Annotated in this window: 14 protein-coding genes and 2 pseudogenes; 10 read left to right on the plus strand and 6 right to left on the minus strand. The window is 57.5% G+C overall.

Going from position 1 to position 21,276, the window contains the following annotated elements; all coding sequences use genetic code 11:
- Positions 1 to 33: 33 nt before the first annotated feature.
- Positions 34 to 1,314 carry a glutamate-1-semialdehyde 2,1-aminomutase gene (gene hemL, locus Q3H59_RS16475; RefSeq protein ID WP_192412339.1) on the plus strand — a complete coding sequence of 427 codons (1,281 nt, stop codon included), beginning with the start codon at positions 34 to 36 and terminating at the stop codon, positions 1,312 to 1,314.
- A gap of 59 nt (positions 1,315 to 1,373) precedes the next feature.
- Here the strand turns inward: hemL and fhuB are convergent, their stop codons facing one another.
- Genes fhuB through fhuA form a run of 4 tightly spaced genes read right to left on the minus strand, consistent with a single transcriptional unit; the run spans position 1,374 to position 7,285 of the window.
- The gene (gene fhuB, locus Q3H59_RS16480) at positions 1,374 to 3,350 is read right to left on the minus strand and encodes a Fe(3+)-hydroxamate ABC transporter permease FhuB (RefSeq protein ID WP_280172473.1); all 1,977 of its coding nucleotides are present in this window, start codon (positions 3,348 to 3,350) and stop codon (positions 1,374 to 1,376) included.
- The gene (gene fhuD / locus Q3H59_RS16485; RefSeq protein WP_222234368.1) at positions 3,350 to 4,228 is read right to left on the minus strand and encodes a Fe(3+)-hydroxamate ABC transporter substrate-binding protein FhuD; all 879 of its coding nucleotides are present in this window, start codon (positions 4,226 to 4,228) and stop codon (positions 3,350 to 3,352) included. Before fhuD ends, fhuB begins: the two co-directional genes overlap by 1 nt.
- Before the next feature lie 9 nt (positions 4,229 to 4,237).
- Positions 4,238 to 5,032, minus strand: a complete 795-nt coding sequence (gene fhuC, locus Q3H59_RS16490; protein WP_007888799.1) for a Fe3+-hydroxamate ABC transporter ATP-binding protein FhuC — start codon at positions 5,030 to 5,032, stop codon at positions 4,238 to 4,240.
- A 54-nt stretch (positions 5,033 to 5,086) separates the two neighbouring features.
- Positions 5,087 to 7,285 carry a ferrichrome porin FhuA gene (gene fhuA / locus Q3H59_RS16495; protein WP_309835884.1) on the minus strand — a complete coding sequence of 733 codons (2,199 nt, stop codon included), beginning with the start codon at positions 7,283 to 7,285 and terminating at the stop codon, positions 5,087 to 5,089.
- A 335-nt stretch (positions 7,286 to 7,620) separates the two neighbouring features.
- Here fhuA and Q3H59_RS16500 point away from each other — a divergent pair, with 335 nt between their 5' ends.
- The gene (locus Q3H59_RS16500; RefSeq protein ID WP_309835886.1) at positions 7,621 to 9,447 is read left to right on the plus strand and encodes a glycosyltransferase family 25 protein; all 1,827 of its coding nucleotides are present in this window, start codon (positions 7,621 to 7,623) and stop codon (positions 9,445 to 9,447) included.
- Positions 9,448 to 9,490: 43 nt separating this feature from the next.
- Here the strand turns inward: Q3H59_RS16500 and mrcB are convergent, their stop codons facing one another.
- Together mrcB and hrpB are read right to left on the minus strand one after the other, a co-directional pair.
- Positions 9,491 to 12,034 carry a bifunctional glycosyl transferase/transpeptidase gene (gene mrcB / locus Q3H59_RS16505; RefSeq protein WP_309835888.1) on the minus strand — a complete coding sequence of 848 codons (2,544 nt, stop codon included), beginning with the start codon at positions 12,032 to 12,034 and terminating at the stop codon, positions 9,491 to 9,493.
- Positions 12,035 to 12,143: 109 nt separating this feature from the next.
- Positions 12,144 to 14,618 carry an ATP-dependent helicase HrpB gene (gene hrpB, locus Q3H59_RS16510; protein WP_192412361.1) on the minus strand — a complete coding sequence of 825 codons (2,475 nt, stop codon included), beginning with the start codon at positions 14,616 to 14,618 and terminating at the stop codon, positions 12,144 to 12,146.
- 36 nt (positions 14,619 to 14,654) lie between these two features.
- Here hrpB and thpR point away from each other — a divergent pair, with 36 nt between their 5' ends.
- The 8 genes and pseudogenes from thpR to panC all read left to right on the plus strand — a co-directional run bounded on the left by thpR (position 14,655) and on the right by panC (position 21,242).
- Entirely contained in the window at positions 14,655 to 15,194 is a 540-nt protein-coding gene (thpR, locus tag Q3H59_RS16515; protein ID WP_192412749.1) for an RNA 2',3'-cyclic phosphodiesterase, read from the plus strand.
- Complete coding sequence (gene sfsA, locus Q3H59_RS16520) at positions 15,195 to 15,899, plus strand: DNA/RNA nuclease SfsA (RefSeq protein ID WP_192412363.1); 705 nt, start codon at positions 15,195 to 15,197, stop codon at positions 15,897 to 15,899.
- Between the two features lie 245 nt (positions 15,900 to 16,144).
- The gene (gene dksA, locus Q3H59_RS16525) at positions 16,145 to 16,600 is read left to right on the plus strand and encodes an RNA polymerase-binding protein DksA (RefSeq protein WP_007888770.1); all 456 of its coding nucleotides are present in this window, start codon (positions 16,145 to 16,147) and stop codon (positions 16,598 to 16,600) included.
- Positions 16,601 to 16,670: 70 nt separating this feature from the next.
- Positions 16,671 to 17,600 (plus strand): tRNA glutamyl-Q(34) synthetase GluQRS, encoded by a 930-nt coding sequence (gluQRS, locus tag Q3H59_RS16530; protein ID WP_192412365.1) that lies wholly within the window; start codon positions 16,671 to 16,673, stop codon positions 17,598 to 17,600.
- Positions 17,601 to 17,638: 38 nt separating this feature from the next.
- A pseudogene (gene pcnB, locus Q3H59_RS16535) lies at positions 17,639 to 19,052 on the plus strand (polynucleotide adenylyltransferase PcnB).
- On the plus strand, positions 19,049 to 19,534 hold the full coding sequence (gene folK / locus Q3H59_RS16540; RefSeq protein ID WP_309835891.1) for a 2-amino-4-hydroxy-6-hydroxymethyldihydropteridine diphosphokinase: 486 nt from the start codon (positions 19,049 to 19,051) through the stop codon (positions 19,532 to 19,534). Before pcnB ends, folK begins: the two are co-directional and overlap by 4 nt.
- Before the next feature lie 42 nt (positions 19,535 to 19,576).
- A pseudogene (panB, locus tag Q3H59_RS16545) lies at positions 19,577 to 20,372 on the plus strand (3-methyl-2-oxobutanoate hydroxymethyltransferase).
- Positions 20,373 to 20,387: 15 nt separating this feature from the next.
- Complete coding sequence (gene panC, locus Q3H59_RS16550) at positions 20,388 to 21,242, plus strand: pantoate--beta-alanine ligase (protein ID WP_192412372.1); 855 nt, start codon at positions 20,388 to 20,390, stop codon at positions 21,240 to 21,242.
- Positions 21,243 to 21,276 lie beyond the last annotated feature (34 nt).

The raw sequence follows: 21,276 nt of genomic DNA on the forward strand, positions 1-21,276 counted from the left end.
CCAGATTTTTTCCCGAACAGCAGGAGCAGAACAATGAGTAAGTCAGAAAACCTGTATGCCGCAGCGCAACGCCTGATCCCCGGCGGTGTGAACTCCCCGGTACGTGCATTTACCGGTGTGGGCGGTGTGCCGCTGTTCATCGAACGCGCTGACGGTGCGTATCTGTATGACGCCGACGGCAAAGGCTATATCGATTATGTCGGTTCGTGGGGCCCGATGGTGCTGGGTCATAACAACGCCAACATCCGTAACGCGGTGGTTGAAGCGGCTGCGCGCGGTCTGAGCTTCGGCGCGCCAACCGAGATGGAAGTGAAAATGGCCGAGCTGGTGTGCGAGCTGGTGCCCAGCATGGACATGGTGCGCATGGTTAACTCCGGCACCGAAGCCACCATGAGCGCCATTCGCCTGGCGCGCGGCTTCACCCATCGCGACAAAATCATCAAATTCGAAGGTTGCTATCACGGCCACGCCGACTGCCTCCTGGTGAAAGCCGGCTCCGGCGCGCTGACGCTCGGCCAGCCAAACTCGCCGGGCGTACCGGCCGATTTCGCTAAGCACACGCTGACCTGCACCTATAACGATCTCAGCACCGTGCGTGCGGCTTTCGAACAGTATCCTGAGGATATTGCCTGCATCATCGTTGAGCCGGTAGCGGGCAACATGAACTGCATTCCACCGCAGCCAGACTTCCTGCCAGGCCTGCGTACGCTGTGTGACGAATTCGGTGCGCTGCTGATTATCGACGAAGTGATGACCGGCTTCCGTGTTGCATTAGGCGGTGCTCAGGCCTATTACGACGTGACGCCAGACCTGACCTGTCTCGGTAAAATCATCGGCGGCGGCATGCCGGTCGGTGCCTTTGGTGGTCGTCGTGATGTGATGGATGCGCTGGCACCAACCGGTCCGGTTTATCAGGCCGGTACCTTGTCCGGTAACCCGATTGCCATGGCGGCGGGCTTCGCGTGTCTGTCGCAAATTGCGCAGCCAGGCACCCACAGCACGTTGACCGATCTGACCACGCAGTTAGCACAAGGCCTGCTGGCCGCAGCGAAAGCCGAAAATATTCCGCTGGTGATCAACCACGTGGGCGGTATGTTCGGGATTTTCTTCACTGATGCCGATGAAGTGACCTGCTATCAAGACGTCACTCAGTGTGACGTTGAGCGCTTTAAGCGTTTCTTCCACCTGATGCTGGAAGAAGGCGTTTACCTTGCGCCATCTGCTTTTGAAGCAGGCTTTATGTCGCTGGCGCACAGTAAAGAAGATATCCAACGCACCATCGATGCGGCACGCCGCAGCTTCGCGAAACTTTAAAACCGCCTGAATGGCGCACTCTACCGTCGTTGTGGAGTCGCCATTCCGGGTTACCCTGATTACGCCCGCCGCAACAGCCAGATAAAATACGGCGCACCAAAGAAGGTCGCCATCAACCCGGCTGGAATTTGATCCGGAAACGCCAGCATCCTGCCGCACCAGTCGGCGAAAATCATCAAGCCGCCGCCCAACAAACCGGCCATCAACACCTGTGGTAATGCACGGCGGAACCCGAGCATGCGCACGATATGCGGCGCCATCAGCCCGATAAAGCTCAGCGGCCCGATGGTCAAGGTTGCCGTGGCGGTTAATGCCGCCGCCAGCAGCAGCAGGCTGAGGCGCGAGGTAGTGAGCGCCATGCCCGCTGAACGCGCGGTAGCGCTGCCGAGTGGCAATAGCGTCAACCAGCGACTTGCCAGCGGCGCCAGCGAAATCAGCACCACACCCACCACCGCGCTTTGCACGGCCTGCTGCATATTGATGTTGTAGGTTGAACCGGAGATCCAGCTCAGCAAGCCCGCCATGCGCGGATCGCCGCTGGCCAGCAGCACCATCAAAAGCGTGACAAACGCGCTGTTAAGCGCCATGCCCGCCAGCAACATGCGTTCTGGCGAAAAGCCGCCGCGACTCGCCACCAGCATAATAATCATAAGCGTCAACGCCGCACCCAGCGCACCGGCAGGCAACAGCCACGCCACCGCATCGCCCGGCACGAAGAACATCATCACCACCACGCCGCACGCTGCACCCGAGCTAATGCCCAACACTTCCGGGCTCGCCATCGGATTACCGGTAAGCCGCTGAATCAGCGCACCCGCCACGCCGAGCATCATGCCCACCATCAGCGCGGCCAATACGCGCGGTGCGCGCCACGGCAGCAGCTGCTGCAGCATATCGCCGCCCACCCACGCAAAGCCGTGCGCATCGCGGCCAAAGGTAATACCAACCCAACTCAATACGCCCAGAATCAGCAATCCGATCAAACACCAGCGTAAGACCTTCTGCCGCTCAGCCGGCACGCTATCGCCCTGATTTAGCGCTGGCGGTACCGATCCGGTACGCAGGCGCGGCAGCAACCAAAGCAGAATCGGCACGCCGATTAGCGCGGTCGCCGTGCCGGTAGACACTTCACGCCAGTGGCTGGTCAGCCATAGCACGCACTGATCGGCCAGCCACAGCAGCAGCGCACCGATCAGCGGCGCCAACATCATGCGGCTCATCAGGCGACGCCCGCCGAGCATCTTCGCCAGCAGCGGCGCGAACAGGCCGATAAAGCCGATGATGCCTGCAACATTGACCAGTTGCGCGCTAAGTAAAATCGCCAGCGCCAGCGCAGCAATACGTGCCGCCGACAGCGCCAGACCGAGGTTTTTTGCTACGCCATCGTCGAGCCCCATCAGCGTCAGCGGACGCAGCAGCGCCAGCGCCACCACAAACGCCAGCAGCAGACGCGGCCACAGCTGCGCCACATTGTGTCCATCCAGCTGGTTGAGCGCGCCGGTGCTCCACAGGAACATGTTCTGCAACTGATCGTGATTGAAGATCGCGAAGATTTGATTCACCGAACCGGCGTACAAACTCAGCACCAGCCCAGCCAGAATCAGTGTCACCGGCGACAGACGTTTGCCCCAGGCCACGCCGAATACCAGAATACCGACAATTACCGCGCCGCCCATCGCCGCAAACTGCTGCGTGAACTCGCCGCCCGGCAAATGCCATAACGTCGCGACGGTAATCCCCAGTTGAGCGCCCGACGACACGCCAAGCGTGGTGGGTTCCGCCAGCGGATTGCGCAGCACCTGCTGAAACAGCAAACCGGCGAGGCCAAGGCCCGCGCCAACCAGCAGCGACAGCGCCAGTCGCGACAGCAAACTGTGATGAAACACCACTTGCTGGATGTTGTTGACGTCAGGCGCAAAAAACGCCTGCGACCATTGATCGATAGGCAGCGCCTGGCGCAGATTGATCACGGTTAAGGCCAGCGCCAGCAGAAACACCGTACTCAATAGCGCGACGGGAAAAAGACGATTGCGCATCAGTGCGACTCCAGCGCGTGTTCCAGCACGCGGACAAATTTCAGCGCCGAAGAGGTCGCGCCGTAATACCATACCGCCGGCACGCGCTGGAAACGCTGCGCGCGCACAAACGGCAGCGCCTGCCACAGCGCGGTGGCCATCACCTGCTGCATATCGCGATCGTTATCGTGATCGAAGCAGATCACCTGCACATCACCCACTTCCGCCAGCCGCTCCAGCCCAACGACTGCACTGCCCCAGAAGTTGGTTTCGCCCTGCCAGGCATTGCTCAAGCCAAGGATCTCCATTACCTCAAGGAACAAACTGTTTTTACCGAAGGTAATCGCGTGGCGGCTGTCCATCAGCGACATCAGCAGCACCGGACGATCGGCCCACGGCCTGAGGCGTTCACGCGCCGCCGCCAGCTGCTCATCCACATACTGCAGATGCTGCACGGCCTGCGCTTCACGGCCAAGACGCGCGCCGAGCGCCTGTAATGAGTGACGCGCGGTGCTGAGCGGTTTGCCGTCGCCGCTGTTGAGGTCAAAACCCATGGTTGGCGCGATGCGCTGCAGCTTATCCAGCGCCGGACCATAACCATTGGAGTGCAGGATGAGTGAAGGTTCGAGCTGCGTCATCAGCTCCAGATTGGGTTCGGTGCGTAAGCCAAGATCGATAACGCTGGACGGCAGCTGCGGATCGCCAACCCAAATGTTGTAGTTGTGCATGTCGGCCACCCCGAGTGGCGTCACGCCGAGCGCCATCAGCAGCTCCACCGGCAGCCACTCCAGCGCCAGAATGCGCTGCGCATCCGGTATGGCGGCACGCAGCGGCAACGCGGACATCAACGGGGAAAGTGCCAGCGCCGTCAGCAGGCGGCGGCGAGAAATGTCGAACATGGCGAGGCCTTAATAAACGAAACTGACGGGCGCGCCGCCAAGCGGATGCGGCAAAATGCCCATCGGAATACCGTAAATGTTGCCCAGCACATCGGCCTGCATGATCACCTCGGGGCCTCCTTCGGCAATCACTTCGCCACCGCGCAATGCCACCAGACGATCGCAATAGCGTGCTGCCATGTTGAGATCGTGCAGCACCGCAATCACCGTCAGCCCACGTTCGCGGCTGAGACGCTGAATCAGCGCCAGCACATCAACCTGATGGGCGATATCCAGCGCCGAGGTCGGTTCATCCAGCAACAGGCAGCGACTGTTCTGCGCCACCAGCATCGCCAGCCAGGCACGCTGGCGCTCGCCGCCAGAAAGGCTATCCACCAGACGCCCGGCAAAAGGCTTTAATCCCACCAGCGTAATCGCCTCTTCCACCCGATCGCGATCTTCCTGACCATAGCGGCCCAGCGCGCCGTGCCACGGATAGCGGCCAATCGCCACCAGCTCGCGCACCGTCATGCCTTCCGCCGCGGGCAGTTGCTGCGGCAGATACGCCACCTGACGCGCAAAATCTTTGCTGCCCCAGTTATCTACCGCGTCCTCATTCAGCAACACGCGCCCTTCACTCGCCGCATGGTGACGACCGAGCATTTTCAGCAGCGTGGATTTGCCAGAACCATTGTGACCAATCAGCGCGGTGACTTTGCCCGGTGCAAAGGTAAGAGACAGCGGATGCAGAAGCGTGCGGCCTGGCACACGAAAACTGACGTTATCCAGCCTGAAGGTGGTTTCTGCGTGGTGCGGATGCTGCATGATAATCCCTGGTTAATCTGTAGGTCGCCATTGATGGCGACCTGCGTAACACGATTAGAAACGGAAAGTCGCAGTACCGACAATCTGACGCTCAGCGCCCCAGTAGCAGGCGTAGTCGCGGTAGCAGCTGGCGACGTATTCACGATCAAAGAGGTTATTGACGTTAACGCCGATGGTGGAGCCCGGCATGCCAAAGCGTGCGAGGTCGTATTTCAGCGCGGCATCAACGGTGGTGTAACCGGCTACGTCGAAGTTTTGGTTCACATCGTCGCCGCTGGCGTACAACCCTTTGCTCTCGCCGACATAACGTACACCTGCACCCACGGTCACGCCCGACAGCGCCGTTTCATGGAAGGTGTAATCACTCCACAGCGATGCCATATGCTTCGGCACCTGCACCGGCGTTTTGCCTTTCAGGTTAGTGTCTTCGGTGTATTCCGCATCAGTGTAGGTATAAGACGCGGTCATATTGATGTTGGCATTCAGCGCGGCTTTGGCTTCCAGCTCCACGCCACGCGAGCGGATTTCACCACTCTGAATGCTGGCATTTGGGTGGTTAAGGGTATCCGGATCGGCCGTCAGGTTTTTGGTTTTGGTCAGCTGATACACCGCCGCCGTCAACACCACCGGACGATCTTTAGGAACGTATTTCACACCGGCTTCATACTGCTTCGCGCGGGAAGGATCAAAGGCTTGACCATCATAAGTTGAACCTGAGTTCGGAATGAAGGCTTCGCTGTAGCTGAAGTAAGGTGCGATACCGTTATCAAACACATAGTTCAGCCCGCCACGCCAGGTGAAAGCCTGATCGTTCTGGCGATCAACGCTATTGGCTACGCGATCATAGACCGAGTTCATCGCGTAATCATAACGACCGCCGAGGGTTAACACCCAGCGGTTCCACTCCATCTGATCCTGCGCGTATAAACCGGTTTGGCGCTGCTTATTGAGGTGCTGATAAGGATTAGGGAACGGCGTCACGCTGTCGTCGCCATATTGTGGATTAAAGGCATTCAGCGGTGATGCGGTACCAAATTGCGCATCAATATCATTACGCGTGCGCTGGAAATCGACACCCAGCAACAGTGTGTGATCAATTTGACTGGTGGTGAATTTGGCCTGCGCCTGGTTATCGACTGCAAACTGGTTGAGCTTTTCATCAGAAACCGCTGAACCGCGGGTGATTTGCTGTGTTGCGGCATTAAAACCATTGCCATAAATGCTGCGATAATCCGTTCTCAGATCCGCATAGCGCAAATTCTGCCGCACCGTCCAGGTGTCATTGAAACTGTGCTCGAAGTTGTAGCCCACCATCCTGGTGTTGCGCGAAATTTTGTTGCTGTCTTCGCCTTCATCAAAGTTAGTTGGCAGCTTGTAACTGCTGCCATCAGGACGCGTGATGCCCACCACAGTGCCCTGACGCGGCAACCAGCCGTAATAGCCGGTTTCCGGTTCGTTCTGGAAGTAGGTTAGCAAATCGAAACGCGTATTCTCATCCGGACGCCAGCTGAATGATGGCGCAATGGTGTAGCGCTTCTCTTTGTTCATATCCTGCTGCGCATCGGCGCTACGCGCGAGACCGGTCAGGCGATAGCTGTAAACGCCGTCATCATCCAGCGAGCCGCCGAAATCGAAACCCGTGGAGAACTGATTGTTTGTGCCCATCTGGAACTGCACTTCACGCAGCGTCTCCTGCGTCGGACGCTTACTCACCAGCGACACCACGCCGCCCGGATTGCTCTTGCCGTACAGCACCGAAACCGGACCGCGCAACAGTTCGGCGCGTTCAAGGAAATAGGGATCGATAGCAAACTCAGAGTAGTTATCACCCTGCAGTTTCAGGCCATCAAGATATTGGTTGGTGTTGGTTTCGCTGAAGCCGCGAATAGAGAGCGCATCGATAACATTGGAGCTACCGCGGTTACCGGTCAACACGCCTGGCGTGTAGTTGAAAGCCCCTTTCACGCTGGTGACGTTTTTCATCGCCATCTCTTCCTGCGTGACTACCGAGATTGACTGCGGGTTCTTCTCAATCGGCGTATCGGTTTTGGTGCCGGTGGCGCTGCGTTTGGCCGCAATGGTTGGCGACGGGCCCCACGCTCTCTCTTGCTCGACACCGCTGCCGCCATCGGCGCTAACCACCACGGTATCTTCTGCCAACGCCTGCACGCTGAACGTACCCATAGTCAGTGAAATAAACCAAGCCAGCGAACGCGGGCGTAAGAAACAAGGATTAGTGTTTCGCGTATTCATAAGTGAGGTCTCTCGAAAAAAGTCGATGCAGGCGAATACAAACGAGAATGATTATTATGACGCACGGATTTTAGGCGAAATAGCGTCATATTCGCAACGATTAATGCCTGTAAGCGCGGCGTTTACAGCCAGATCGCGCATATTCATGATCGCAAATAATAAATGAGCAATAAAAGGAGCGGAGGCCGGCAATCGGGAAATTGCATTGCCGCACAGAGGAAGTTTATTTCATCCCGACAGAGCATCAAACCAACGATAACGAGTAAAATCATAAATTTAAAAAAATGGCCCGCTAATTGCTTATCTCCTGCATTCTCCTTCCTGCAGACACAGTCATGACCGCTATAAACTGGAACATTGTTGATCGCGTTATCTTTATCAATTTGAAGAAACGCAAAGACCGATTAACCCGCATCACTAAACAACTTAAAAAGCTGGGTTTAACCGCTGAAAAAGTCATTCGCCTGGACGCGATCAAGCATGAAAAGGGCTACATCGGCTGCACGCAATCGCATATCGCCGCGCTGGAGATGGCACGCGATAACGGCTGGGAGCGCGTGCTGATTCTGGAGGATGATTTTAGCTTCAATGAAAGCCAGAAGAACTTCGACAATCTCAACCGCTACTTTGCCGCCCTGCCGCAAATCAACTGGCAAGTGGCTTTTCTGGCGGCCAATTATCGCCGCGTCACGCCGTTAAAAAGTGTGGACTATATCGTGCGCGCTAACTTCGCGTGGTGTGCATGCGCCTATATCGTGAATCACCGCTATTACACCAGGCTGATTGAAAACTATCGCGAGGCGCTGCAGGCGCAATTGCAAGGTGGTGCGCAGGCACAATATGCCCTTGATGTGCACTGGAATAGCCTGATGCAGCAGGATCTTTGGCTGGGCGTATTCCCCAACGCCGGTGTACAACGGCTCGATAAAAGCGATATCGAAAATAGAACGGTAGATTACCGCGCACTCTTCAGAAAACCGTTGAGTCAAATCGTTGCGCCCGCCAAATTCACACCCTCCACTTCAGGCCCCATTAAAGTCGACTTTTACTTCCAGTGGCCACCGGGTTGGACGAACTTTGAATCGGTGATTGAGGCGATGCAGGCCAATCCCGCGTTCGATTGCCGCATCGTGGTGGTGCCTTACCTGAACTGGAAGGCGAGCGATGTTAATGGCGATATTCAGCGTGAGATTCTGCGTGAAAGAGGGCTGGATTACACAGGATTTGAAGACTATCAGTTGGAGCAGCGTCAGCCCGATGTGGTGTTCTTGCAAAACCCTTACGACGAAGCACGCCCCGAAGCCTTTCGCAGCGACTACCTGCATGAGCGCGGCGTGAAAATTGCTTACATCCCTTATGCGCTCGATAGCGGCATCAGTGAAGAGGTCCAACTCTATCAATTTAATTTGCTGTGCCAAAATCTGGCGACGTGGATTTTTTCTCGCTCGGAGCGACATAAAGCGGAGTTTGGTATTCAGTGCGACGCGGGCAACAACCACGTCTATGTTACGGGTCACCCCAAGTTTGACCACTATCAGCGCCGCTTTCATCTGCCCGACGAAAAGCCACCCACAAAGATCAAAACGTTGCTTTGGACGCCGCATTTTGTGCTGCCTGACGGTCGCAAAATGTCTACCACTTTTACGCTCTACGGCGCCGCTTTTTTAAAGCTGATTGAGCGTGCGGATATCCATTTGATCATTCGCCCTCACCCGCTACTGAGTCAGTGGATAGGGGAAGCCAGCGCAACCGCGCGCAGCCTGTATCAGCAACTGTTTGATGCCGCAAAACATCGTTCAAATGTGGAGTGGGATAGCGGACATGATTACAAACAGACGTTTGCTCGTTCGGATGCGCTGCTCGCTGACGCGGGTTCATTCTTATTCGAATATTTGCCGTCGAAAAAACCGATTCTCTACCTGACTCATGAAAGCTGTTATGGCCTGAATCGCACCGCTGACTTCATCTATAACGCCTACGACGTGGCCTGGCAGGAGGAGGATATTTTTACTTTTGTCGACAATATCGTCGCCGGACGCGATCCGATGAAAGCCACTCGGGAACGGGTTCTGAGGGAAGAACTGCAAATTGAGGAGAGAACAGCAGGCGAAAAAATCGCTGAAATTATTTGTGCCTCGCTAAGACCCCTCAACCAATCCTAAGCATGAAAAAGGGCGCCGCAGCGCCCTGTGTTTTCTCAGCAACTTATTTGCTGCCGAACATATCTTTAATCCAACCCGCCACGCCGTCAGAATCTTTCTGCTCATTCTGTGGCTGCTGCTGCTGCTGTTGTTGCTGCTGTTGCTGCTCTTGTTGCTGCTGCAACTGCTGCTGTTGTTGCTGAACCTGCTCTTGCTGCTGCTGACACAGCGCGTTCGGATCCAGCGACCACACCGGCAGCGAACGCCATGTGCTGCTGCCCGTACCGCAGATAAAGTTACCGGCAGAATCGATATTCATCTGCGTGATATCTTCCGGCGGCGTCAGCACCAGCGGCATTGGCGCCTGGTTGTCGAGATAGCGACGATAAAGCTGCATTGCACCGCTGGCACCGTACAGCTTCGAGGTTTGGTTGTTATCGCGGCCAACCCAGGTAATCGCCACTTCTTTGCCATCAATACCGGCGAACCAGCTATCGATCAGGTCATTGGTGGTACCGGTTTTGCCTGCCAGATGCGCTTTAGGATAACGCGCACCCAGCGCACGCGCGGTACCGTGATCGGCGACCTGCTGCATAGTGTAGAGCGTCAGATACGCCGCCTGCGCCGGTTCAACACGCTGCGCCTGCGGATAGCTCTGATACAGCACCGTGCCATCTTCCGCAATCACCGAACGCACCGCCGACAGCTCAGCGCGGTTACCGCCGCTGGCAATCGACTGGAACGCCTGCGCCACTTCAATCGGCGTCAGGTTCAGCGCACCGAGCAGCATTGACGGCACCGGATGCAGCTGATCTTTCGGCACGCCGAGCTTGTTCCAGGTATCGACCACCGCATCCAGTCCCAGCGTCATACCGAGGTTGACGGTTGGCACGTTCATCGAGTTGGTCAGCGCATCCACCAGCATCACTTTGCCGCTGAAACGACGATCGTCATTCATCGGTTTCCAGATGGTGCCATTCGGCTGTTTCAGCGCAATCGGTTCATCGGCGATCCAGCTGTTGAGGCGATAGCTGTTCGGCTGGCTCAGCGCGGTGAGATAGGTGGCCGGTTTTGCCAGCGAGCCAATCGAACGACGTGCCTGCAGCGCGCGGTTGTAACCGGCAAACTGTGGATCGGCACCGCCGACCATGGCGCGCACTTCACCGCTGAAGCGATCCACCACCACCATTGCGGTTTCCAGATCTTTTAGGCCACGCTGTTTTTTCAGCGTTGGAATGCCTTCAATCACCGCTTTCTCTGCGGCATCCTGCGAAATCGCATCCAGCGTGGTGAAAATCTTCACGCCGGAGAGATCTTTCATTTTGTCGCCGAGCTTAGCCTGCAGCTCGTTACGCACCATCTGCATAAATGCCGGCTGAGGCGTGATCACGCCGCCTTTTGGCTGCACGCCAAGCGGACGCGCCGACAGCATGTCATACAGTTCCTGATCGATGACGTTCTGCTGCTGCAACAAACGCAGCACCAGATTACGTCGCTCCAGCGCCAGTTTCGGGTTACGCCACGGATTGTACAGCGACGCGCCTTTCACCATGCCGACCAGCATCGCCTGCTGATCGAGGCTCAGCTCATCCACCGGACGACCGAAGTAGTAAAGGCTCGCCAGCGGGAAACCGCGGATCTGGTCATTACCGGTCTGGCCGAGATACACCTCGTTGAGATACAGCTCAAGGATGCGATCTTTGCTGTAGCGCGCATCCATGATCACCGCCATATAGGCTTCACGCGCTTTACGCCACAGCGAACGCTCGTTGGTGAGGAACAGGTTTTTCACCAGCTGCTGCGTCAGCGTACTACCGCCCTGCACCGCTTTACCGGCGGTGATGTTGGCGAGGAACGCACGACCAATCGAATACGGGCTAATGCCGTCGTGCTCGTAGAAGTGGCGGTCTTCAGTGGCGATCAAGGTGCTCACCAGCAGATCCGGAAAACCGGCGCGCGGCACGAACAGACGCTGTTCACCGTTCGGCGACTGCAACATGGTGATCAGGCGCGGATCGAGGCGGAAGAAGCCAAAATCGCGGCCGGTATCGAGGTTTTTAATCTCGCTCAGCTCATTGTTGCTAAAGGTCAGGCGCGCGTTGATCTGCCCCTCTTTGCTGTCCGGGAAATCAAACGGACGGCGCAGCAGATCAATGGTGTTGCCTTTGACGCTAAACTCGCCCGGACGGGTAATGCGCGACACTTCGCGATACTGCGTGCCTTCCAGCAGCGCAATCATCTCTTTTTTGTCGTACGACATGCCCGGTTCGAGGCTGACCATGCGGCCATAAACGGCAGCAGGCAGTTGCCACACTTTACCGTCGATGCGGCTGCGAATTTCCGAGTCGAGATAGACGCCCCAGGCAGCCATCACCACCACAAAGACCAGGAAGAGTTTAATCAACCAGCCTAACCAGCGACGTTTGCCGCGTGGCGGACGTTTTTTACTTTTTGGTGGCACCGGTCCACTCTCCTCATCTTCTTCGTCAAAATCGTCCTGATCGATATCATCATCAAGTTCCCTGCGGCGACCCCGACGCGCAGTGCTGCGCGGCGGCTTTGGCGCTTTTCCTTTGCGCCCAATAGGTTCGCGATCGTTCCCAGACATGCTTTTATTCTCCAGGTATTGCTACGGCGGCGGCCGTTACTCTATTTAGTCTACAACTGCTTACTCGTGCTACGCATGGCAGAACCCTCTGAATTCGGTCCACTGCGTTTCACGATGAAAATTTCTTGGTCCGCCTTGTGGGTAAGGCGTTGGCCGGATCGTCCGGCCACGGATGCTTTGGATAGCGCCCTTTCATCTCTTTCTGCACTTCGGGATACGCACCACGCCAGAACGCCGCGAGGTCACGGGTGATCTGCAGCGGACGGTGCGCGGGCGAGAGCAGCTCTAACACCAGCGGTACGCGGCCATCGGCCACCGCCGGGTTCTGTGCTTCGCCAAACATCTCTTGAATCCGCACCGCCAGCGCGGGTGGCTTCTCTGCATCGTAGCGGATCGGCAGGCGGCTTCCGGTCGGCACAGTGTAATGAGTTGGCAGCACAGTATCCAGCCGCTGACGTTGTGACCATGTCAGCAAATGTAATAATGCGCTGACAAGGTTGATGCTCTGCAATCCTTTCAGATCGCGTACCGCGCTCATCTCCGGCAGCAGCCAGCTTTCAAGCGTATCGAGCAGGCTTTCATCGTCCAGCTCCGGCCACGGCTCTTCCGGCAGCCACTGCGCAGCACAGTGCACCCGCAAGCGTAGCTGTTCGGCGTCTTCTTTCCAGCCCAGCACCGACAATCCTTTTTCGCGGATCCAGCGCAGCATCGCCGGATGCAATATTTCCGCCTCCGGGCGTGCCTGCGGCTGCGCTTTTAGGACCAGCGCGCCGATCAGTTCGCGTTTCCACGCGCGCAAAGTGCCTTTATCTTCATCCCACTCCACGTCGGTACGCTGCTCAATTAAGGTGGGGCATTCGCGGCGCAGCGCGTCGATATCCACCGGCAGCGCCAGTAACATGCGCGCCTCGGCGGCGCTGGCGCCCTGCAGCAGTGTCGGTGCAATCAGCCACTCATAGCGGCTCAAACCATCCTGCTCGTTGAGCATCGCGCCAATGCCGTTCGCCAGCTGATAGCGCGCGCTGTCGCCACGACGCTGCGCCAGACGATCGGCAAAACCGGCGGCCAGCAGCTGCGGGAACAGGTCGGGATTAATGGTGCCGCCGCTGGCGTTGAGGCGCTTCTGCCACTGACGCGCGCGGCGCTGCCAGTGCGACTGCGGATGGTTAAGCGCATCACGCAGATCTGCGCTGCCGCTGCGTGGCGGATCTTCCAGAATCGCCACCAGCAGCGCGGCGCTGGCGATGGCATCGTTGTTTTGCCCGGCAGCCACCAGAATCGCGCTCAGGCGCGGATCGCTGCCCAGCGCGGCCATTTTTCGACCGCGCGCGTTGAGCTGGTGATTCTCCAGCGCGCCTAGCTGGGTTAACCGCTCGCACGCCGCACGCAAGTTGCGCGGCGGCGGCGCGTCAAGCCACATAAGCTGTGACGCATTCTGACATCCCCATTGCAGCAGATCGATCTGCAGCGAGGTCAAATCGCTATTGAGAATTTCCGGTTCACTCTGCGCCGCCGCACGCAGCGCCTGCTCTTGTGGCAGTAAGTGCAGGCAGATGCCAGGTTCCAGACGACCAGCACGACCGGCGCGCTGCGTCATCGACGCCTGGCTGATACGCTGCGTTTGCAGCCGCGTCACGCCGCTGCGCACGTCAAACTGCGCCGAGCGCTCCAGCGCGCTATCGACCACTAAGCGGATACCTTCGATGGTCAAGCTGGTTTCGGCGATGTTGGTCGCCAGCACCACTTTTCGGCGGCCCGCCGGAGACGGCAGGATGGCGCGGCGTTGCGCCTCCAGCGACAGCGCGCCATATAAAGGAGAAAGATCCACCTCGTCACTGACCCGCGCTTCCAGCTCGCGCTTAACCCGTTCGATCTCCGCCACGCCGGGCAGGAACAGCAGCAGCGATCCTGACTCTTCGCGCAGCAGTTGCGCCACCTCGCGCGCTACCGCTTCTTCAAAACGTTGCTGACTGTTGAGTGAGGCATAGCGGCGCGTGACCGGGAAGCTGCGGCCCTCAGAGACCACAAAGGGCGCATCCGGCAGCAGCTGACGTAAACGCTGATTATCGAGCGTGGCCGACATCAGCAGGATTTTCAGATCGTCGCGCAATCCTTGCTGCACATCGAGCAGCAGCGCCAGCGCGAGATCGGCCTGCAGGCTGCGTTCATGGAATTCATCGAGGATCACCAGTGAGACGCCTTCCAGCATCGCATCGCGCTGCAACATGCGCGTCAAAATGCCTTCGGTGACCACTTCGAGGCGCGTGTTGGCACCGCAGCAGTTTTCACCGCGCATGCGATAGCCAACGATGCCGCCCGGCTGCTCGCCAAGCTGTTCTGCCAGACGCTGCGCCACGTTGCGTGCCGCCAGTCGGCGCGGCTCCAGCATGATGATGCGGCCGGGCAATGGGGCGTGTTGCAGCAGCTGTAATGGCAGCCAGGTCGATTTACCTGCGCCGGTCGGCGCCGCCAGCAACACCTGCGGCGACTGCGCCAGCGCGTCCAGCAACGCAGGCAGCACCTCGCTTACCGGTAACTCACTCAAACTCAACTCCCAAAATGCCTGTGCTAAGATGGCGCGCATTGTAGCACTCTGAGGCGCGGATTACCGGAGGCCAACCTGGCAACGCAACGTCTGTTTTTTGCTCTTGAACTGCCCGCTCCGTTCCAGCAACAGTTGGTGCAGTGGCGCGCGGATAATTTTGCTGCCGAAGCCGGGAAACCGGTGGCGGCGGCTAACCTGCACCTGACGCTGGCGTTTCTCGGCGAGGTCAGCGATGAGACGTCACGCAAGCTGCAGCTGCTGGCCTCACGCATCGAACAGCCCGGTTTTGCCCTCGATTTGGATGACGCCGGTCACTGGCCGCGTCCCGGCGTGGTGTGGCTCGGTTGTCAGCGGGCGCCGCGCGGATTACTGCAGCTCGCCAGCCTGCTGCGCGCACAAGCCGCACGTCATGGCTGCGCACAGAGCCCGCAGCCGTTTCATCCGCACGTCACGCTGTTGCGCCAAGCAGCGTCACAGATCGCGCTGCCGCCGCGCGGTTTTCACTGGCGCACCGATATCCGCCATTTTGCGCTGTTCGCTTCGAACGTGACGCGCGGCCGCACACGTTATCAGGCGCTGGCCCGCTGGCCGCTACTATCATCCGCAGGAGAGTAAATGGAATTCGATCCGCCGCTTAAACCCGCCCGTTTGATCGCCCGTTACAAACGCTTTTTAGCCGATGTGGTTACGCCAGAAGGTGAAACGCTGACCATTCACTGCGCCAATACCGGCGCGATGACCGGCTGCGCCACGCCGGGCGATACCGTGTGGTATTCGACATCCAGCAGTGCCACGCGGAAATATCCGCACAGTTGGGAACTTACCAAGACCCAACAAGGCCACTGGATCTGCGTGAATACGCTGCGCGCCAATCAGCTGGTGCGCGAGGCGCTGACACTCGACACGATTCCGGAATTATCCGCTTACAGCCGCTGCCAGCCTGAAGTGAAATACGGCACGGAAAAAAGCCGAATTGACTTCCTGCTGCAAGCGGATGGCCGATCCAACTGCTATATTGAAGTCAAGTCCGTCACCCTTTTACAGGCAGGTAAAGGCTATTTTCCGGATGCGGTGACGGCTCGTGGACAGAAACATCTGCGCGAATTGAGCACCATCGTGGCAGAAGGTCATCGAGCCGTTTTGTTGTTCGCAGTTCTGCATACGGGGATTGAGGACGTTTCCCCGGCACGCCATATCGACGTGCACTACGCAGAACTACTGGAACAGGCGCAGCGTGGTGGTGTGGAAGTTTTGGCGTATCAAGCGCAAATTTCACCGTTAAAGATATTACTTACGCAACCGATTAACGTAGCGTTGTAATATTTAAGGCAATTTGGTGTGATAGGAATGTTCTGGGCGAGGCGCTGAATACGCGATTGTTCAGAGGCTTGTCAAGTAGTGGTCAGGAATAATTGCCAACCTTGATTGCTTCTGCTATTTATAGCGGCCTGTTTTTTTCCCTTTATGGGAATCGATAAGCCCTAAATCGTTTAGGTTGCAGGCACACAGTCAACACATGCAACTTGACGTATCTAGGGAAGTGCGTGTTATCCAGGAGAAACAACATGCAAGAAGGGCAAAACCGTAAAACATCGTCCCTGAGTATCCTCGCCATCGCTGGAGTGGAGCCGTATCAGGTGAAACCGGGCGAAGAGTATATGAACGACGCCCAGCTAGGCCATTTCCGTAAGATTCTGGAAGCCTGGCGCAACCAACTTCGGGATGAAGTAGATCGCACTGTGTCACATATGCAGGACGAAGCTGCCAACTTCCCGGATCCGGTCGACCGTGCTGCGCAGGAAGAAGAGTTCAGCCTGGAATTGCGTAACCGCGATCGTGAGCGCAAACTCATTAAAAAGATTGAGAAAACGCTCAAGAAAGTGGATGACGACGATTTCGGTTACTGCGACTCCTGCGGTGTAGAAATTGGTATTCGCCGCCTTGAAGCGCGTCCGACTGCCGATCTCTGCATTGACTGCAAAACGCTGGCAGAAATCCGCGAGAAGCAGATGGCTGGCTAATGGCCGTAAGCAAATTGCTACCGCACAGCCGGGAAAATCCCTGTTTTCCCGACGTGCGGTACACTTCGTTATGAATCCCTCAAACTGCATTGGGCGTTTCGCTCCCTCCCCTTCTGGTGACCTCCATTTTGGTTCGCTGATTGCTGCGTTAGGCAGTTACCTGAGTGCGCGCGCGCAACAGGGACGCTGGCTGGTGCGCATCGAAGATATCGATCCCCCGCGTGAAGTTCCCGGTGCCGCAACGCGTATTTTGCAGCAGCTGGAACATTATGGTCTTTACTGGGATGGCGACGTTTTATGGCAGTCACAGCGCCACGATGCCTATCGCGCCGCGCTAAGCTGGCTGCAAACGCATCGACAAAGTTACTTCTGCACCTGCACGCGTAGCCGCATCCAGCAGCTGGGCGGTTTTTACGATGGTCACTGCCGCGATTTGCAGCTGCCGCCGGACAACGCCGCGCTGCGCCTGCGTCAGCATGCGCCGGTTAGCGGCTTTGACGATCGCCTGCGTGGCCATTTACAGGCTGAAGCGCAGCTGGCGCAGGAAGATTTTATTATCCATCGCCGTGATGGGCTGTTTGCCTACAATCTCGCGGTGGTGGTTGATGACCATTTTCAGGGCGTAACGGAAATCGTGCGCGGCGCGGATTTGATTGAGCCCACGGTGCGCCAGATTGCGCTGTATCAGCAGTTTGCCTGGCCTGTGCCGGATTACCTGCATTTGCCACTGGCGGTCAACCGTGAAGGCAACAAGCTTTCCAAGCAGAATCATGCGCCCGCGCTGCCCGCTGGCGATGCGCGGCCGCTGCTGGTGCAGGCTTTACGCTTTCTTGGTCAGCCGGTTTCGGCTGGCTGGCAGGATGAATCGCTGGAAAGCCTGTTGAAACAGGCCGTCGCGCAGTGGAATATCCGCCTGATTCCGTTGCAGAACGGTCTTAAAGAGGATGAAACGACATCACCATTCCTAAATGGTTCTCAACAGGCTATGATTAGCCGCTGATTTTATTAACACCCTTTTTCTCACTGTCGAGGTGTCCCATTTTTACCCGAGTCGCTAATTTTTGCCGGAGAGTCCTCAAGCGTGATGAGGAGGCGCCTGAAGAGGTGGAAGCTGAAAGTCCTGGTCAGATGACTGTCATTCCACGAGAAAGCCACAACATCTCACGCAAAGATATCAGCGAAAACGCCCTCAAAGTGCTCTATCGCCTGAACAAAGCCGGATTCGAAGCCTACCTGGTTGGCGGCGGCGTGCGCGATTTGCTGCTCGGCAGCAAGCCGAAAGACTTTGATATCACCACCAACGCCACGCCTGAACAGATGCGTAAGCTGTTCCGCAACTGCCGTTTGGTGGGTCGTCGTTTTCGTCTGGCACATGTGATGTTCGGTCCGGAAGTGATCGAAGTCGCCACCTTCCGTGGTCATCATCATGAAGAGAGCGAAGAAGATCGCAACAGCTCGCAGCGCGGCCAAAACGGCATGCTGCTGCGTGATAACATTTTCGGCAGCATTGAAGACGATGCACAGCGCCGCGATCTCACCATCAACAGCCTCTATTACAGCGTGGCCGATTTCACCGTACGTGATTACGTCGGTGGCTTGCACGATTTGCACGAAGGCATCATTCGCATGATTGGCGATCCGGAAACGCGCTACCGCGAAGATCCGGTGCGCATGCTGCGTGTGGTGCGCTTCGCCGCCAAGCTGCAGATGCGTATCGCGGCAGAAACGGCCGAGCCGATTCCGCGTCTGGCAACGCTGCTGAATGACATTCCGCCGGCGCGCATGTTTGAAGAGTCGCTCAAGCTGCTGCAGGCCGGTTACGGCTACCGCACCTATCAGATGATGCGTGAATATCAGCTGTTCCAGCCGCTGTTCCCGATGCTGACGCGCGGTTTCACCGCCGAAAGCGACAGCCTGATGGAGCGTATGCTGGCGCAGGTTCTGAAAAATACGGATACCCGCTTGCAAAATGATATGCGCGTCAATCCGGCCTTCCTGTTTGCCGCAATGTTCTGGTATCCGCAGCTGGAATCCGCCGAACGCATTGCGCAGGAAAGCGGCCTGACTTATTACGATGCTTTCGCCTTGTCGATGAACGAAACGCTGGATGAAGCCTGCCGCGCGCTGGCGATTCCCAAGCGTATCACCACGCTGATTCGTGATATCTGGCAGCTGCAGCTGCGCATGTCGCGTCGTCACGGCAAACGTGCGTGGAAGCTGATGGAGCATCCTAAGTTCCGTGCCGCTTACGATTTGATGGCGCTGCGTGCCGACGTGGAAAACAATCCTGAGCTGCAAAAGCTGACGCATTGGTGGGGCGAGTTCCAGGCGGCGGCACCCGGTGCAGCAGAAAACCATGATGACCACGCTGGGCGACGATCCGGCCCCGCGCCGTAAACCGCGCCGTCCGCGTCGCCGTCCAACCGGGCCTCGCACAAACAGTCCGCAATGACCCGCGTTTACCTCGCTTTAGGCAGTAATCTGGCCGATCCGCTGCATCAGGTTGATGCAGCGTTGGCCGCGCTCGATGCCATTCCGCATACCTCGCGCATCGCCACATCTTCCCTGTATCGCACGCCGCCGTACGGCCCGCCGGATCAGCCTGATTACCTTAATGCGGTAGTGGCGCTGGAAACCGCGCTGAACGCTGAGGCGCTGCTCGATCATTCCCAGCGCATTGAGCTGCAACACGGTCGCGTGCGCAAAGCTGAACGCTGGGGACCGCGCACGCTGGATCTCGATATCATGCTGTTTGGCAACCAGACCATTAACACGCCGCGCCTGACCGTGCCGCACTACGACATGCACAATCGCGCATTTATGCTGGTACCGCTGCTGGAAATTGCCCCGCAATTGTCGCTGCCGAATGGACAAGCCTTATCTGTGATTCTTGCCACCCTGGATCGCAGCGCTATCCGTTTGTGGTCTGAGTAAGCCGTAGTACACTGCGCGCATCAGAAAACTCTGGAGCGTGTGATGAAACCAACAACCCTCTCCCATTTACGCCAACTTAAAACCAGCGGGCGCAAATTTGCCACGCTGACGGCGTACGACTTCAGTTTTGCCCGCCTGTTTGCCGATGAAGGCATTCAGGTAATGCTGATTGGCGATTCGCTCGGCATGACCGTGCAGGGCCACGAATCGACCTTGCCGGTCACCGTGGACGATATCGCCTATCACACCGCCGCCGTGCGCCGTGGCGCGCCGCTGGCGCTGCTGATGGCCGATCTGCCGTTTATGAGTTACGCCACGCCAGAACAGACGTTTACTAACGCCGCACAGCTGATGCGCGCCGGCGCCAATATGGTGAAGCTGGAAGGCGGCGAGTGGCTGGCGGAAAACCGTGCGTATGCTAACCGAGCGCGCTGTCCCGGTGTGCGGCCATTTGGGCCTGACGCCGCAGTCGGTGAACATCTTCGGTGGCTATAAAGTACAGGGCCGCGATGAAGCCGCCGCTGAACGTCTGCTGGCCGATGCGCTGGCGCTGGAAGCCGCCGGTATGCAGCTGCTGGTATTGGAGTGCGTGCCGGTGGCGCTGGCGGAACGCATCACTAAAGCGCTGTCGGTGCCGGTGATCGGCATCGGCGCGGGCAACGTCACTGACGGCCAGATTCTGGTGATGCACGACGCCTTTGGCATTACCGGCGGTCACGTTCCCAAATTTGCCAAAAATTTCCTCGCAGAAACCGGCGACATTCGTGCAGCGATTCGCCAATATATCGCCGACGTTGAAGCGGGCCTTTATCCAGCCGCTGAACACAGTTTCCAGTAAATCAGGAGATTTGCAGTGCTGATCATTGAAACACTGCCGATGCTGCGTCGTGAGATTCGTCGCTGGCGTCAGGCAGGTAAACGTATCGCGCTGGTGCCCACCATGGGCAACCTGCACGACGGTCATCTAACGTTGGTCGATGAAGCGCGCGAGCGCGCTGATGTTGTGGTGGTCTCAATTTTCGTCAATCCGATGCAGTTTGATCGTCCCGACGATTTAGCGCGCTATCCGCGCACGCTGCAGGACGACTGCGAGAAGCTGAATCGTCATAGCGTGGATCTGGTGTTTGCACCCGCACCGGCCGATGTTTATCCCAAAGGCCTGGATAGCCAAACCTTTGTGGAAGTGCCGGGTTTATCATCGCTGCTGGAAGGCGCCAGCCGTCCGGGACACTTCCGCGGCGTCTCCACCATCGTCAGCAAACTGTTTAATCTGGTGCAGCCAGACATCGCCTGCTTCGGCGAGAAGGATTTCCAGCAGCTGGCGATTATCCGCAAGATGGTGGCGGATATGGGCTTCGATATCGAGATTGTGGGCGTGCCAACGGTACGCGCAAAAGATGGTCTGGCGCTGAGTTCGCGCAATGGCTATCTCACCGCCGACGAGCGTAACATCGCGTCCGGTCTTAGCCAGGTGATGAACAGCATGGCCGAACGTCTGAGCAACGGCGAGCGCCATGTTGAAGAGATTATCGAGCAAGCGGAAGTGGCGTTGCGTGAGAAGGGTTTCCGTCCGGATGGACTGGCGATTTGCGATGCCGAAACCTTACAAGCGCTGAACGTGGACAGCCAGCGCGCGGTGATTTTGATGGCCGCATGGCTTGGCAATGCACGTCTGATTGATAATCAGCAAGTGGATCTGACGGAGTAGTTTTCCGTTGTTTATTGGCAGCTTAACAAGGTTA

This window comes from Pantoea sp. SORGH_AS_0659, assembly GCF_031453915.1.
Classification (GTDB): Bacteria; Pseudomonadota; Gammaproteobacteria; order Enterobacterales; family Enterobacteriaceae; genus Pantoea; species Pantoea leporis.